The sequence below is a fragment of the uncultured Bacteroides sp. genome (assembly GCF_905207245.1).
Taxonomy (GTDB): domain Bacteria; phylum Bacteroidota; class Bacteroidia; order Bacteroidales; family Bacteroidaceae; genus Bacteroides.
In genome coordinates this window covers 13,549-29,154 of the sequence record NZ_CAJLKP010000006.1, presented here as the reverse complement: position 1 = coordinate 29,154, position 15,606 = coordinate 13,549, and the positions used below count along the sequence as shown (strand labels likewise).

Annotated in this window: 12 protein-coding genes; 10 read left to right on the top strand and 2 right to left on the bottom strand. The window is 42.7% G+C overall.

The window, feature by feature from the left end; translation table 11 throughout:
- Positions 1–30: 30 nt before the first annotated feature.
- The 8 genes from QZ135_RS03310 to QZ135_RS03275 all read left to right on the top strand — a co-directional run bounded on the left by QZ135_RS03310 (position 31) and on the right by QZ135_RS03275 (position 9,559).
- Positions 31–2,244 carry an endo-1,4-beta-xylanase gene (locus QZ135_RS03310; RefSeq protein ID WP_294605918.1) on the top strand — a complete coding sequence of 738 codons (2,214 nt, stop codon included), beginning with the start codon at positions 31–33 and terminating at the stop codon, positions 2,242–2,244.
- 16 nt (positions 2,245–2,260) lie between these two features.
- Complete coding sequence (locus tag QZ135_RS03305) at positions 2,261–3,904, top strand: glycosyl hydrolase (protein ID WP_294605917.1); 1,644 nt, start codon at positions 2,261–2,263, stop codon at positions 3,902–3,904.
- 27 nt (positions 3,905–3,931) lie between these two features.
- Positions 3,932–6,466, top strand: a complete 2,535-nt coding sequence (locus QZ135_RS03300) for a glycosyl hydrolase 115 family protein (RefSeq protein ID WP_294605916.1) — start codon at positions 3,932–3,934, stop codon at positions 6,464–6,466.
- A gap of 212 nt (positions 6,467–6,678) precedes the next feature.
- Positions 6,679–7,200, top strand: a complete 522-nt coding sequence (locus tag QZ135_RS03295) for an RNA polymerase sigma factor (RefSeq protein WP_294605915.1) — start codon at positions 6,679–6,681, stop codon at positions 7,198–7,200.
- Positions 7,197–7,616 (top strand): hypothetical protein, encoded by a 420-nt coding sequence (locus tag QZ135_RS03290; RefSeq protein ID WP_294605914.1) that lies wholly within the window; start codon positions 7,197–7,199, stop codon positions 7,614–7,616. Before QZ135_RS03295 ends, QZ135_RS03290 begins: the two co-directional genes overlap by 4 nt.
- A gap of 24 nt (positions 7,617–7,640) precedes the next feature.
- A complete protein-coding gene (locus QZ135_RS03285; RefSeq protein ID WP_294605913.1) occupies positions 7,641–8,084 on the top strand; it encodes a DUF6108 family protein in 444 nt (147 codons plus the stop codon).
- Positions 8,085–8,118: 34 nt separating this feature from the next.
- On the top strand, positions 8,119–8,997 hold the full coding sequence (locus tag QZ135_RS03280) for a hypothetical protein (RefSeq protein WP_294605912.1): 879 nt from the start codon (positions 8,119–8,121) through the stop codon (positions 8,995–8,997).
- A gap of 94 nt (positions 8,998–9,091) precedes the next feature.
- Positions 9,092–9,559 carry a nucleoside deaminase gene (locus QZ135_RS03275; protein WP_294605911.1) on the top strand — a complete coding sequence of 156 codons (468 nt, stop codon included), beginning with the start codon at positions 9,092–9,094 and terminating at the stop codon, positions 9,557–9,559.
- A 203-nt stretch (positions 9,560–9,762) separates the two neighbouring features.
- Here the strand turns inward: QZ135_RS03275 and QZ135_RS03270 are convergent, their stop codons facing one another.
- Together QZ135_RS03270 and QZ135_RS03265 are read right to left on the bottom strand one after the other, a co-directional pair.
- Complete coding sequence (locus tag QZ135_RS03270; protein WP_294605910.1) at positions 9,763–11,352, bottom strand: TonB-dependent receptor; 1,590 nt, start codon at positions 11,350–11,352, stop codon at positions 9,763–9,765.
- A 34-nt stretch (positions 11,353–11,386) separates the two neighbouring features.
- Entirely contained in the window at positions 11,387–12,787 is a 1,401-nt protein-coding gene (locus QZ135_RS03265) for a hypothetical protein (RefSeq protein ID WP_294605909.1), read from the bottom strand.
- 284 nt (positions 12,788–13,071) lie between these two features.
- Here QZ135_RS03265 and prmA point away from each other — a divergent pair, with 284 nt between their 5' ends.
- Positions 13,072–13,914, top strand: coding sequence for a 50S ribosomal protein L11 methyltransferase (gene prmA / locus QZ135_RS03260; protein WP_294605908.1), 843 nt, complete (start codon positions 13,072–13,074; stop codon positions 13,912–13,914).
- A gap of 198 nt (positions 13,915–14,112) precedes the next feature.
- Positions 14,113–15,603: an amino acid adenylation domain-containing protein gene (locus QZ135_RS03255; protein WP_294605907.1), complete on the top strand. Its 1,491-nt coding sequence runs from the start codon at positions 14,113–14,115 to the stop codon at positions 15,601–15,603.
- Positions 15,604–15,606: the final 3 nt, after the last annotated feature.

Genomic DNA, 15,606 nt, shown 5'->3' with positions numbered 1-15,606 from the left:
ATCTGGTATAAACGTTAAAACTAAGAGAATATGAAATATTTTAATCATACACTAATCGGTCTTGCCATGATGGGCATAGCAGTCATGGCATGTACCGATGAGTACGACTGCAACCTTCAGATAGAAAAACCTGAGGAAGTGGCCAACAATGAATACTTAGCCAGCTTCGACTTGTTGAAATCGTACATCAACCGCGATGCCAGTTCACCGTTTAAATTTACGGCAAACATGTCTTCAACAGACTTTATAAAAAAAGATATCGGCTATAGCACCATCCTGAATAATTTTGATGGTATAGACATTGGCGGCTCTTTCACCCCTGTCAATTCATTGAAAGAAGATGGTTCCTATGACTTTGGCGGAATGCAATTAGTGACTGATGCAGCCAAAGAAGCAGGTGTAACGCTTTATGGTGGTACACTCTGCTCCAACCAAGGACAACGCGCCGCTTATTATAATGAGTTGATTCAGCCTATCATCATTCCTTTCGTACCCGAAAAAGGCAAAACCATAATCTGTGACTTCGAAAATGATGAACTTGGCACAGCCTATGGTATGACCGGCGGAAGTCAGGCAGTGGTGGAAAATGATCCGGATGGTAAGAGTGGCAAAGCATTGCATGTAGGTACCGATGATAACAAAGCGGTTTATTCGCATCCTAAGTTCAATGTAAAACTACCGGAAGGCCGAAAACTGGGCGATTATGTTAATCTGACCATTGACATGCGTATTGTGAACAGTGACGGTATATATGGAGCAGGTATGAGAGTTTTTATCAATGGGCAAGAATTCAACGTAGGTACAAATGCCGATGGACTTGGTTGTAAGCCCAATACCTGGAATCGCGGAGCGATCATTAGCCTAAATAGCGCCAAAGCTCCAGGCTTTATACTACCGGATGAAATGAAAGGACTTACTGAATTTGAACTTGCCGTTGGTTCTGCCTCTGGAGGAGCACAATACTTCCTCGACAATATCGTGATGAATTATGAGCTTCCTGGAACAGGTGTCACTAAAATTGATTTCGCACAAGATGAACTTGGCAAGTCTTATCCCATGACCAACGGCAACCAAGCTATAATCGAGAACGATCCTGAGGGCAGTAACAAAGTGCTACACGTAGGTACCGCTGCTACTCCTTGCAATAGGTCTTATCCTAAATTCACTGTAAAATTGCAAAACGGAAGAACGTTAGGCGATTACGTAGGTCTTTCTCTTGACATGTACCTGATAGATGGTAAAGGTGGCTGGGGTGACGGCATGCGAGTAGTGATTAACGGGCAAGAATTCAACAGTGGTCAAGGGCCGTTTGGTTTCGGCTGTGAGGCTAACAAATGGGGAAGAGATAAAATTTATATCACATTCCTGAAGGAAGGCGAAACAGCAGGAGGTGGAAAGATTGCCATTCCCAATTCCATGAAGGATCTAACCGAAATAGAACTGGCTGTAGGTTCAGGTTCGGGTGAATGGCATGCTTATATCGACAATATCCGCCTCCACTGGAAAGCTGATGACACTATTATCGAAAAAACTCCCGAAGAGAAAAAAGGCATCTTCACAGAAGAACTGAATAAATGGATCGGCGGTATGATAAACGCCGGCGGTGAAACGGTGAAAGTATGGAATATTGTAGGCGAACCACTTGACAAGACCATGGATGCCAACACCTTCAACTGGGGTGAGTATCTGGGCGACATAGAGTATGCACGTACAGCTGTGAAGCTGGCACGTGATACAGCAAAGGTTGACCTCAATCTCTTTATCAGCAACACATTCAATCAACAGGATGAAATGGGTCAAAAAGCTGATGAAATGATTGCATTGGTGAAATCCTGGGAAGCAGATAATGTAACCAAGATTGACGGATACAACATCATTCTTCATGCGGTTTACTCTAAAGACGCCACTATCCAGAAAAGAAATGAAGAAATGATTACCGTATTGTTCGATAAGTTAGCACAAACCGGTAAGCCAATACGTGTATCGGACCTCAGCATGATGGTGGGAAATGTGGATGGCAATTTCATTCAAACCAGCAAACTAACCGCGGATGAACGGACCGCTGCAGCCAACTATATGGCTTTCATCATGAAAGAATACCGAAAAACGATTGCTCCAGATAAGCAATACGGTATTTCAATTTCAAGTATGACTGAGACAAGCACAGGCAATAAAGTTTGTCCGTGGACATCGGGATACAACCGCAATGGAATGTATGAAGGAATAGTTGAAGGATTGAAATAAACCTAAATATTTACAGATGAAAAACATTGCATCATTATTCTGTTTCTTCCTGATGGGTATCCTCTTATGGGCTTGTTCGGATGGGGGAAATAAAGAAGCAAATGTAGATGAAGGGAAGAGCGCATACGCGCTCTTCCTTAAAAAATCTATTACCGTGAGTGCCGGAGAGAATCAAACAGATGTCGTTATAGAGTGGGCAAAAACATCCTGGGATATAACCCTTGGAAAAGGAGATGTTGTGAAAAGCATAACCCCAATGTCAGGTGGAAGTAGTGATGGGGAAAAACAGTACGCAAAGATTCAGATAATCTGTAACGCTAACACTACAATGAAACAGCGTATGCAGACCATTCACATTACTGACAAAGCCAATAAACAAACTGCCGATTTGTTAATAGAGCAGGATCCGGCATTCAAGTCAGTAATGCTCAATGTTGACCCTGCGGCAAAATATCAACCAATCGTAGGATTCGGTGGGATGTACAATCCTAAAATCTGGTGTGGTGGAAATCTTATCTCCGCCCGGCAGCTGGATAAAATGTATAGTAACGGTGGATTAGGTTACTCAATCCTCCGCCTGATGGTTTATCCCAACGAATCAGATTGGAGTGCCGACGTGGAAGCAGCCAAAACAGCGCAGGAAAACGGAGCAATCGTTTTTGCATGTCCTTGGGACTGTACAGATGCCCTCTCTGAGAAAATAAAAGTTAACGGTAAGGAAGTAAAACATCTCAAAAAAGAAAACTATGGGGCATACGCCGATCATCTTATCCGTTATATCAATTTCATGAAGCAGAATGGAGTAAATCTCTATGCCATATCTGTCCAGAATGAGCCTGATATGGATTTTACTTACTGGACACCTCAGGAAGTAGTGGACTTTGTGAAACAACACGGTGCCAGTATCCGTGAAACCGGTGTCAGGCTAATGTCACCCGAAGCATGTGGCACACAACCTGAATATACTGATCCGATAATCAATGATGCCGGAGCATTTGCACAAACTGATATTGTAGCAGGACACCTTTACCAAGGTTTTTCAGACTTAGATAACGGATATGTCAAAAATCGCCACGATTATATCTGCGATCTCTATCCCCGCATTCAGGGAAAGACATGGTGGATGACAGAACATCTCTTCAACGATGGAGAAAAATCGGATGATCCATCAGCATGGGAATTCCAAAAGTGGCAATACTGCCTCAATAATCTCGGCAAAGAAATTCACATGTGTATGGAAGGCTATTGCAGCGCATACGTATATTGGTATCTGAAACGTTTCTATGGATTGATGGGTGATAGCGACGAACGTTGTCCGGTGGGTGAAGGTGAAATTACAAAGAATGGCTACATCATGGCACACTATGCACAGTATGCTACAAGTACCACACGTATCAAGGCCGCTACAGATAATACAGGAATATGCGCCACAGCCTACATCAATGAAACAAACGACGAAATAACAGTAGTATTACTGAATTTGACAGGGGCTACCCAGTGTATTGAAATACCGTTGACAGGAGTAAAAAATGCAACTGCTGTTGAAACCAACGAAAACAAAAACATGGAAACTGTCAAAGTCGAATCTTTAGAAAATGGTAATGGGGTATATGTCTTGTTGTCCGGCAACAGCATAACTTCTATCCGATTGACTTTATAACTACATGAATAGATATTAGACAAACATATGAAGCGTATCTTTTATATTCTCCTTTTATTAACAGTCACGGTACTTTCACCAAGTGCTGCCGAACAGTTTGTGTCTTTTACCAAAACAAGTAACGGTTTCCCGCTCCTCTCTCCGGAGGAGCATTCATTCACCATTCTTTGCAGTGGTGAGGATGAACATAAAGGGGTACTCACGGCTATAGATAACCTGCAAACAGACTTTGAAAAGGTCTGTGGCGTAAAACCCGAAAAGGCAAACAGCACTGCAGACAATGTTAAGATTATCATAGGCTCGATAGATAGCAGTCCGATCATAAAACAATTGATAAAAGCCAAAAAGCTTGATGCGAATCTGCTCAAAGGCAAAAACGAAAAGTATATCATTACTACGCTCCATTCACCATTGAAAGGCATCGAGGGTGACGTATTGCTGATTGCCGGAAGTGACAAGCGCGGAACAATCTATGGTATCTACGAACTATCGAAGCAAATGGGCATCTCACCTTGGTATTGGTGGGCAGATGTTCCTGTGCAACATCAAGATGCTATCTATATCAAGGAAGGTATTTACACCGATGGTGAACCCAAAGTGAAATATCGTGGCATCTTCATCAATGACGAATGGCCTTGCATGGGTAGATGGTCTACCGAAAAATTCGGTGGATTCAACAGCAAAATGTATGTGCACTTGTATGAACTGCTACTACGGTTGAAAGCCAACTTCCTGTGGCCCGCCATGTGGAGTGCAGCATTTTATGCCGATGATCCGATGAACAGTCCTCTGGCTGATGAGATGGGAATCATTATCGGCACCTCCCACCACGAACCGATGGCACGCAACCATCAAGAATATGCCCGCAATCGAAAGGCTTATGGAGACTGGAATTATCAAACCAATAAACAAGGGGTAGACCGTTTCTTTCGCGAAGGCATCGAACGGATGAAAGGAAAAGAAGAAGTAGTAACTATTGCTATGCGTGGTGACGGCGATGCTCCGATGGGATCTGATACAGACACTCGATTATTAGAAAGCATTGTGAAAGAACAGCGCAAGATTATAGCCAATGTGACAGGTAAGCCTGCTTCTGAAACTCCCCAGTTATGGGCACTCTATAGCGAAGTATTGGAGTATTATGACAAAGGAATGAAAATACCTGATGATGTGATGATTCTGCTATGCGATGACAACTGGGGCGACGTTCGCCGCCTGCCGGACTTGAATGCCAAACGGCATCCCGGAGGATATGGTATGTATTATCATGTCGACCTGCACGGAGCACCACGCGCTTATCAATGGTTGAACATGACACAAATCCAGCACATGTGGGAGCAACTTATTCTAACCTATCAGTATGGTGTAGATAAAATGTGGATATTGAATGTCGGTGATTTAAAACCGAATGAGTTCCCCACAGATTTCTTTTTGCGTATGGCTTGGAATCCTACATCCTATACTGCCGACAATTTGATGGATTATACCCGTGATTTTTGTGAGCAACAATTTGGTGAAGCACAAGCTGATGAGGCCGCCCGTATATTAAATCTCTATTGCAAATATACATCGAGAATTACGGCTGAGATGTTGGATAGTAAGACCTATAACCTCGAGAATGGAGAATTTAAAGCCGTTACCGATGAATTTCTGGCATTGGAAGCCCATGCTTACCGACAGTTCTCGTCATTGCTTCAAGAGCAGAAAGATGCTTATAGAGAATTGATTCTGTTTCCGATTCAAGCAATGGCTAATCTTTACGAATTATATTATGCCGTAGCCATGAACCGTAAGTTGGCTCAATGTGGAGATGTACGTGCCAATCATTGGGCCGATCGCGCTGAATATTGCTTCAAACGTGATGCAGAACTTTGCCATGATTATAATCATCATATTGCCAATGGTAAATGGAACCATATGATGGATCAGACGCATATAGGCTATACCAGTTGGGATGAACCGAAGGGTGGAAACATTATGCCTGAAGTGAAACGTGTTGACATCTCCAAAAGTAGAACAGGAGGATATGAATACGAAGAGAATAACGGTGTAGTAGTAATGGAAGCCGAACGCCTTGCCTATTGTAAGCAAGGCAAAGAAACGAAGTGGACAGTTATTCCCGATCTCGGACGCACACTCTCCGGCCTGTCCCTCATGCCCTATAATAAATCTATTGAGGGTGCCTCTGTTTCATACAAATTCAAATTGAAGAGTGATTTAAAAGATGTTCGCCTCCGTCTGATCCTGGACAGTACATTACCTTTTGTGCAGGGCGGTCATAGCTATGCCATCAGCATTAATGGAGGCAAAGAACAGATTATTAATTACAATAAAGATTTGAACTGGACCCACAATTATAGTAAAATGTATCCGGCTGCCGCCGCCCGCATCATTGAATCAAAAGTATCATTCATTGATGCCGACCTTAAAGCCGGTGACCATATCCTGACTATTCGTCCGCTAGTTCCGGCTGTAGTTCTCCACAAGATTATTATAGATTGTGGCAGTGACGGACCGAGCCACCTGAATCTTCAGGAAAGTAAGTTCAATATGAAAGATTAATGAATCGGAGAAGAGGTTGTTAAAAAAACAACCTCTTCTTATATAAATACAATTTCACCCTAATTCATTCTGAACACAAACACATCTTCCCTCCATAAAAGAAATCACAAAAAGAGATTTTACGCAAACAAAAAAATAACCAATCTCACAAATTATTCTTTTTTTTATATTTGATGTCACGTTTGCCAAGTTCATTCGTCTTATCAATGTAAATGGAACTTAAACAATTTAAAATATCCGTTCTTCCTCTCCGCGATAAGTTATTGAATTATGCGCGGAAGTTGACCGAGAGTCCGGACGATGCAGAAGATGCAGTGCAGGAAGTCTTGCTCAAGCTATGGAATAAAAGGCTTGAACTGGAACAGTACCGCAGTATTGAAGCATTCGCCATGACCATGACGCATAATCTCTGCATGGACATGTGGCGCACCAGGCATACTACCAACGTACCACTGGAACATGTGCAGGATGCCACTCCCGGAGGGACACCGGAACGGCTGCTTGAAATAAAGGATGAAATCCGCCTGATGCGTGAAATTATCGATTCACTGCCTGCCTTGCAGCGCACCATCATGAGGATGAAGGACATCGAAGAATACGAAACGGAAGAGATTGCCAACATCACAGGCTGCAACCCGGAAGCTATCCGAAGCAATTTGTCGAGGGCACGGAAGAAAGTGAGGGAAATTTACCTGCAAACCATACAAGAAAGAATAAGGAGGAACCAAGCATGAAGATAGAAGAATTAATAGAACGCTATTTTGAGGGACAGACCTCGTGCGAGGAAGAACGTGAACTGCGCCGTTTCTTCAACCGGGAAAATGTGCCCGAACACCTTCAAGTATATCGTCCCTTGTTCATCTGTCTGGAACAAGAGGTAAAAGCATTCCAAGAAAAGAGTGTCCCTACAGCTAAGCTTCCCTCCCATCGCCGCCGCTTCATCTATATGATGAGCGGAGTGGCAGCCGGAATATTATTGCTTATCGGTATTGCCGGCACCAAGCAATACCTTCACGTTACTCCAGAGAATTATGTCATCATTGATGGCAAGCAATATACCGACGACAATCTGGTACGTGAACAAGCTCTTGCTGCTTTCCGTGATATGCGGACCACAGAAGATGAAGTACTTGACCTGATGTTTGAATAATAAAAAAAATTAATAGATATGATTATGAAAAAGTTCATTCGTACCCTGCTATGTTGCCTGCTGTTAGTGTTCAGCACCGGCATGTACGCCCAAAAAGAGCTACAAATAGCTTCCGTATTTCAAAAATACGGCAACCAGAAAGGGGCTACCTACGTGGAACTGTCCAAAATGCTATCCAAGAACTGGGACATCACCCACTATCAGAGCCTAAAACTGGCGAAAGCAGAAAAAGCATTACCCGAAATTTACCGTTGCCTGGAGGCTGACCGCGAACATGCCAAGAAGATAAAGGAGGTAGTGACTGACGGACAAATACAATCAGGTTACTACCAGTTGCCTCCATTACAGAATAAGACTAATCGTTTCATACTGTTCCGGCTCGGGAAGAAAGGTGAAGCTACTCTTATCTATATCGAAGGCGAAATAGATAGTGACGACCTTGTCACACTGATATTCAGCAAAGACTAACTCCAAAAATTATAAATCACAAATTATAAAACTTATGAAACGAATATTCTTTTTATTTCTGCTTATGACTTCCATGACAGTCATGGCACAAGAAAGCATCCCGCAAGACACCACTCTTTACCTCAATGGCCGTAAAGTTGTCATCAAGGAGCGTGACGGCAAAATCAAAGTAAAGATGTACGAAGCCAAAGCTGAAAACGATACCATAGAGAATACCCAAGTGTTTGAAGGTGTATATCTGGACGGCCGCAGTATCGAACGGACTACTACTGTATCCGTACCTTTCATGAAAAAGAAAAAGGGCAACTATCGCTTCGATCCGCATTATCCTGCCTTTTACTTTGGCTTTGATAAATTGGCAGGAAGCAAGTTCCAATATTCTGCTGAAGTCCCACAACTGGGTTCCAAGTCCTGGGAATGGGGTATCAACCTGTTCAATACCGGTGTTGCCATCACTCCTAACAATCACTGGGGACTGACTACCACCCTTGGTTTCGCCCGCATCGTCCATAAACTGGATGATAATTATGGCTTCGAAAAGCTGGATGGCATCACCGTTTGTCGCCCGGCTGAAGGAGATACTGAATATCAGAAAAGCTGGTTGCGCTACTGGGCTTTCCGTCTACCCGTCAGCCTTGAATGGCAAACCAGATTTGGTAGCCGCCGTGTCTTTCTTGCAGCCGGTCCGGAAGTGGAATGGCGTGTGGGAGTTAAGTCCAGAGCCAAATATGATAATAAAAAACATACATTAAGTGATAAGTTAAATACCCATCCGCTTGGATTGAATCTGTTGTTACAGGCAGGTTACGGTTGCCTGGGATTCAATGCTCGCTTCGCACTCACTTCTCTGTTTGAAAAAAATAAAGGTCCTGAACTCTATCCGGCTTCTATAGGTATAGGTTTATACTGGTAAGAGTTACACAGCACTGGCAATATCAATTGGTTTTAGCTGATAAAGCAAAAAGATTTCTTATCTTTGCCTTATTACTAAAACCAATCATTTTATTATGACCAAAGAAGAATTAATGAGAAAAGCGATTGAACTCTCCACGGAGAATGTCGCTAACGGTGGCGGTCCGTTTGGTGCCGTCATTGCCAGAAATGGTAAAATCATAGCCACCGGAACAAACCGTGTTACAGCTTCGTGCGACCCAACAGCACATGCCGAAGTTAGCACCATTCGTGCGGCGGCTGCCAAGCTGGGAACTTTCGACCTCAGTGGATGCGAAATCTATACTTCCTGTGAACCGTGTCCCATGTGCCTCGGCGCTATCTATTGGGCTCGACTGGACAAGATGTATTATGGAAACAACAAGACTGATGCTAAAAATATAGGTTTCGACGACTCCTTCATTTATGATGAGATTGCCTTAAATCCTGCTGACCGCAAACTACCATCGGAAATATTGCTGCACAACGAAGCCATCAAGGCTTTTGAAGCATGGACTAAGAAAGAAGATAAGATAGCCTATTAAGAGCCTGCCAACAAGAAGTTAAGAGTTTGTCAACAAAGAGTTAAGAGTTTGTTGACAAGGTATTAACTCCTTGTAAAAGTGTTATTTTCAAGACTTTATAAAACAGTAAAATCCCCGAAGTTCTGCAAAGCAGTCTTCGGGGATTTTGGTTTAATACACAAGGTATTTGCAATGAAAGGTTATTTGCTTATATTGTTGTTCTTTTAGAAACGCATACCTAAAGTAAATAGCACTTGGCTACGGGAGTTTGTGACTTTCGTTACTGCCGGCACATCATAATTACCATTATTACCCGGCAAAGCAAATGGATAGAAATCAGCTTTCTGAGCAGAGAATTTATAAGCCAGATCAACATAGAATGAAGAACCTCTATAGCCGATACCCAATGTATAATTACTCAGAGACTTCGTATTTGCAAAGTCAGTATCTACATTCAATGAATTATAAGGAAGTGTCTTAACCGCATCATTCTTAAATGCAGCAGAGCTATAGTTATAGCCCAAACGAAGAGCAAATTCCGGGATTACCTTATATTCAGCACCAATACGGAAAGTGTTCACTCCTTTATTATTAATTTTTGCTTCTTCACTCTCATACTCCATTTTATCACCTTCCGGATAATAGAAAGCCATTTTCGAATAATCCTGGTACTCATATTCGGCACCTAAAGCCAAATTACTTCCCACTGTATAACCTATACTTAAATTATATGTCCATGGAGTACGTAATTCAAACTCGCTCTTCATATCCTTATCATTCAGTTCATAATAAGTACTATAGGAGAGATGTTCCTGAAACTCTTCACCTGTTTCATTATTCACATACCAAATATTCGATTGTATGGCTGCTCTGGTAGTATAAGTCAGCTTATAAAAGGTTGGCGTATGGATAGCTAATCCAAGACGCAAAGGAGAGTCTTCCATAGGACGAAGAATAAAACCGAATTTAGCATCCCAACCCGCACCATTGATACGATTCTCACTGCTAAGACTATAATCATCGCCCTTTCCCATATCTTCTCCATAGAAATAAGACTTACGATAATTTACATCGTATGCTCCAATGGTAACACCAAAATAAAAGCGATCATTAAAATTAAAAGCAATATTAAAATCATATTGATCCACTCCACCTCTTTCTACAGATTTATAAGTAGCATAAGGGCTAATCCCCAAACTGAGATAAGGATTATTAGGATCGTCATCTCTATCAAACAAACGAGCATCCCATCCTAAAGCACCTAACCAACCAACTCTATCTTGATCATACGGAAGAATATTTTTTTCTGTCAACTGTTGAAGATCCATTCCCGCACCGTACATTTGATTTGCCTGGCTTGCCATCAAGTCTGTCTGCGACAGACCATATTGCCCTCCCATCGTCATTGTCCGATTGAATGATTTCGCTTTATGATAGTTAAATCCAAAGTTGACATAACGCAAGGTTGTTACATTCCCAAGTTTCGTAGAGAACACAAAACCAGCATTATCAAAATTCCAACGGTTCTTATCACTATTGAATGTATTGCTTCCGAGCTTACTTTCGACTCCCATACTGGAAAAGCCGAATGAAACCATTGCATCATTACTGCGATAGATACCAATTCCGGCAGGATTTGTTCCAATAGTAGAAATATCACCACCCAAAGCTCCCATTGCACCACCCATGCCCACAAAGCGGGCGGTTCCGTTCAAATCTTTACTTATTATATTTGCTGCATCATATACAGTCTGTGCACTCACACTTGTTGCCACGAGCACAGCTAAAGCTATCATCGTTGATTTCTTTTTCATACTAATTTCTTTTTATGGTAAACACTCCATATAGTTATCTTCTTCTACTGGAACCTCCACCACCGCCACCACTTGAGCGACTGGAAGAACCTCCACCACTACTACCGGATGAATAGCTGCTTGAACGTGAGCTACTACCGGAAGAGTAACTACTACTTGAAGAAGAACGACTATTGTTATAAGAACGAGTAGTACTACTATTGTTGTTAGAACGTCTGCTATTATCATTAGAGTAGCTTCTGGTAGGATTAGTCGAACTACCTCTATTATAAGTCGATGTAGAAGTGCTACTACGACGTGTAGTTCCTACAGAAGAAGAACGGGTAGAAGTTCCTCCACTATTACGAACACTTTCCACATTACTACTATTATATGAATTATTACGCGTACTGCTGGGACGAGTATAAGTCGATCTCCGTGAAGAAGCAGCATCTCGTCGGGTATTCATTCCCGGACGTTCACTTCCGGTTCGGGTGCCTACCACCCTGCGAGTTGTACTACCAGAAGTACCGGTACTACGTCTTACGGTAGTCCCATCCGAAGAACGACGTACGGTTTGTCCACCATTCGTTACAGAACCTCGACGTGTAGTTCCTTGCGCAGTAGAGACACGATTTCCACTGGTATAACGAGTCCCATCATGGCGCCTATTCGTATATACGCTGCCACTATTCCAATGACCACCTCCCCAGTGCCCACCGCCACCGGGATACCAGCCACCGCCGGGATAGTGATGATGGTGATGGTGTCCCCATCCCCAATTCCAGCCGCCATAGAAGCCGCCCCAGCCAATTCCCCAGCCACCGTAGCTATAATAAGGAGAGTAACCACCCCAACCATAATAAGGATAGCCGCCCCATCCGTAGGAATTATAGCGCCAATCCCACCACAAACGGTTAGAGAAAGTAGGGAATGCATAAGCATACAATCCGTCGGAGTATACATTCCAATCCCAAGAATTCAGGCCATACATAACATCCCAATAGTACGGGCTACTGATGCTCACAGCATAACGCGGGTTACGGAAACGTACAATACGCATTGCATATTCATAATCATCTTCCGAGCCTTCGAAGCCATTCACCCATTCACCATCCGGATCGGGCACTGCCTTTTCTTTAATATATAAGGTATCGTCTTCCATGGCAAAGTCATTCTCACGCGAATCATAACGACGGTTATATTCGTCCACATCGCGTGTATTTCCTTTACGATCCTGTACTACAACAGTAGTGTTCCCCGACGACGTATAAACCGTAGTCGGTGCATTCGACTTTACTACAATTTCTTCAGCACGAGTCGTTGTTTTCTTCTCTTGCTTCTTTTCCTTCTTATCCTTAGAAGGGATGTAGTAAAGGTCGTCATCTATGCTCTGCGCCGAAACCATCCAGGGGAGGCACAAGGCAAAAAGCGATAAAAAAACAATCTTTTTCATATGGGTGTGGTTTATAGGTTTTACAATAATCCATTCTATCACGTCACAAAGATAGCGATGGGATTTACCGTATGGAGGAGAATTTCCCCAAATGATTATAGGGATTTCCCTAAATACTTTATCTCTAAATTAAGATTAAGCTGCACCTCAGCATAACTTTTTCATGCAAGCATGAAAGTTCTGCATTCGATTTGCATTATCTTTGCACATGATAAACAAATATACAAAGAAACAGGTTCGCCATATAGAAAAGCTCTTTGTATTTAACAATAAATTGTATTCCAATGAAATATTTAGAATTTACCTTCCGCACCTCTCCCTGCACTGAGACTGTGAATGATGTGCTTGCCGCAGTTCTGTGTGATGCAGGTTTTGAGAGTTTTGTAGAACAGGAAGATGGCATCGCCGCTTACATACAGAAAGATTTGTATGACGAAACAGTCGTCAAAACAACAATCGAAGAATTTCCTCTGCCGGACACAAAGATTGAGTATACTTTTGTGGAAGCTGAAGATAAAGACTGGAATGAGGAGTGGGAAAAGAACTTCTTCCAACCAATCATTATTGGCGACCGTTGCGTTATTCACAGTACCTTCCACCATGATGTTCCCAAGTCGGAATATGATATCGTAATCAATCCGCAAATGGCTTTTGGCACAGGACATCACGAAACTACCAGCCTCATTATAGCCGAATTGCTAGACAGCGAATTGAAAGGCAAGTCCCTGCTTGATATGGGTTGCGGTACTTCCATCCTTGCCATCCTTGCCCGTATACGTGGTGCAGCTCCCTGTACCGCCATCGACATTGACGAGTGGTGCGTACGCAACTCTCTGGAAAATATCGAGTTGAATCATGTGGATAATATTTCCGTATTCCAGGGAGACGCTTCTTCTCTGGAAAGTAAAGGTCCGTTCGATGTGATTATTGCCAATATCAACCGAAATATTCTGCTGAATGATATGAAACAATATGTACGCTGCATGCATCCGGGTTCGGAACTCTACATGAGTGGATTCTATGTAGATGACATTCCTCTGATTCAGGCAGAAGCCGAACGCAACGGACTACACTTTGTCCATCACCAAGAAAAAAACCGTTGGGCAGCAGTAAAATTCAAACTATAAAACTATTCATCCTGCGCAGCATCAGCCGGACTTCTCCGGTAGATGCTGCGCGCCGAAAAAAACACATCGTCATTCATATCAGATAGCAACTAACACTCTTTAACGTTTTACCCATAGGGAGAAAACAGATCCCCCCTGTCTTTACTACACAGAGAACGAAATTAGACATTTACTATAAACTATCAACTTACAGGCAGAATGGGAAAACATCAAAAAAACATGATCGATGATATCATGGACGCTTTCAGGAAGTATGCAGAGAATCCTGCATTTGTGATTAATGATATCGCCTATACCTATCGGGAACTATCTGAAACCGCATATAGAATATCTACTTTAATCAACGAAAGAGAAGAAAAAACTATCGGTATTGTAGCAGAAAATAAGTTAGAAACATATGCCTCCATACTGGCAGTATTAATCAGTGGAAAGACTTATGTAATCTTACACCCAGCCTATCCTAAACATAGAAATAAAAAGATAGCAGAGTTAGCCAACATCCATTTAGTCCTATATACCAAAGATATTCGCGTATTGAATTTAGATACCCAGAACGTAGACTTCATATGCACTTCAGACCTACAAGAGACCATCCCGTCAGCGTCTGCCACTCATACGGATAAAAGTGAAAATGCCTACATCATCTTCACTTCCGGCAGCACGGGAGAGCCTAAAGGAGTCCCCATCTCCCACCAAAACCTGAATGCCTTTTATGCTGCATACAATCAACTGGGCTGGCAATTGGATGAGAATGACCGGATGCTGCAAATGTTCGAACTCACCTTCGATGTTTCTATCGTATCTTTCTTATACCCACTGACCATAGGCGCATGTGTATATACTGTTTCACCGGAAGGTGTGAAGTATATCAATGTCATTGAAACCTTGGAAAAATACAATCTCACATTTGCCGCAGTAGCCCCTTCCCTCCTCCAATTGCTACTCCCCTATTTCCCGGAAATTCAACTTCCCGATTTAAAATACCTGGTAGTGACCGCCGAAGCATCCGATGTGGAATTATTGTCAGCTTTCAGGGCCTGTGCCCCCAATGCCTCCTTTGTAAACCTTTATGGTCCTACAGAAGGTACCATCTATTGCACAGCTTACCCAATACCAACCACTCTATGCAAACACCACAACGGTATGATTGCCATCGGAAAACCCTTCGCCGGAATGGACGTGCTGATTATGGACAGTAATGCCACTTCCGTTTCTACAGGAGAAACCGGAGAACTCTGGATCAGCGGCATGCAAGTAATGAACGGCTATTGGAATTCCCAGGAAAAGACACAGGAATGTTTCACCGAAGGACCGGATGGGAAAACCTACTACAAAACCGGAGACCTCTGCCAGATAGATGCGGACGGTGATATTACTTATTGCGGACGAAAAGACTCCCAGATAAAGCTGCAAGGATTCCGTATCGAACTCAGTGAGATAGAACATGTGGTGAAGAATTACTTCAACAATGAATGTAAAGCTGTCGTCCTCCCCAAATATGGAGAAAACAATCAATGCGAACTGCATCTGGTCATTGAAAAAGTTCATCTCGACAAACAGCAGATAGAAGAGCACATGAACAGCCGGTTGCCTTTCTATATGATTCCCAAGTACATTCACTGTATGGAACACTTCCCACTGAATACCAGCAGCAAAACTGATCGTAAAAGAATACTAGAATTAATATAAACT

Bases quoted from the DNA above. Each gene is read 5' to 3' on its own strand.
- QZ135_RS03310 (WP_294605918.1), top strand. From the start codon at position 31: ATGAAATATTTTAATCATACACTAATCGGTCTTGCCATGATGGGCATA.
- QZ135_RS03305 (WP_294605917.1), top strand. From the start codon at position 2,261: ATGAAAAACATTGCATCATTATTCTGTTTCTTCCTGATGGGTATCCTC.
- QZ135_RS03300 (WP_294605916.1), top strand. From the start codon at position 3,932: ATGAAGCGTATCTTTTATATTCTCCTTTTATTAACAGTCACGGTACTT.
- QZ135_RS03295 (WP_294605915.1), top strand. From the start codon at position 6,679: ATGGAACTTAAACAATTTAAAATATCCGTTCTTCCTCTCCGCGATAAG.
- QZ135_RS03290 (WP_294605914.1), top strand. From the start codon at position 7,197: ATGAAGATAGAAGAATTAATAGAACGCTATTTTGAGGGACAGACCTCG.
- QZ135_RS03285 (WP_294605913.1), top strand. From the start codon at position 7,641: ATGAAAAAGTTCATTCGTACCCTGCTATGTTGCCTGCTGTTAGTGTTC.
- QZ135_RS03280 (WP_294605912.1), top strand. From the start codon at position 8,119: ATGAAACGAATATTCTTTTTATTTCTGCTTATGACTTCCATGACAGTC.
- QZ135_RS03275 (WP_294605911.1), top strand. From the start codon at position 9,092: ATGACCAAAGAAGAATTAATGAGAAAAGCGATTGAACTCTCCACGGAG.
- QZ135_RS03270 (WP_294605910.1), bottom strand. From the start codon at position 11,352: ATGAAAAAGAAATCAACGATGATAGCTTTAGCTGTGCTCGTGGCAACA.
- QZ135_RS03265 (WP_294605909.1), bottom strand. From the start codon at position 12,787: ATGAAAAAGATTGTTTTTTTATCGCTTTTTGCCTTGTGCCTCCCCTGG.
- prmA (WP_294605908.1), top strand. From the start codon at position 13,072: ATGAAATATTTAGAATTTACCTTCCGCACCTCTCCCTGCACTGAGACT.
- QZ135_RS03255 (WP_294605907.1), top strand. From the start codon at position 14,113: ATGGGAAAACATCAAAAAAACATGATCGATGATATCATGGACGCTTTC.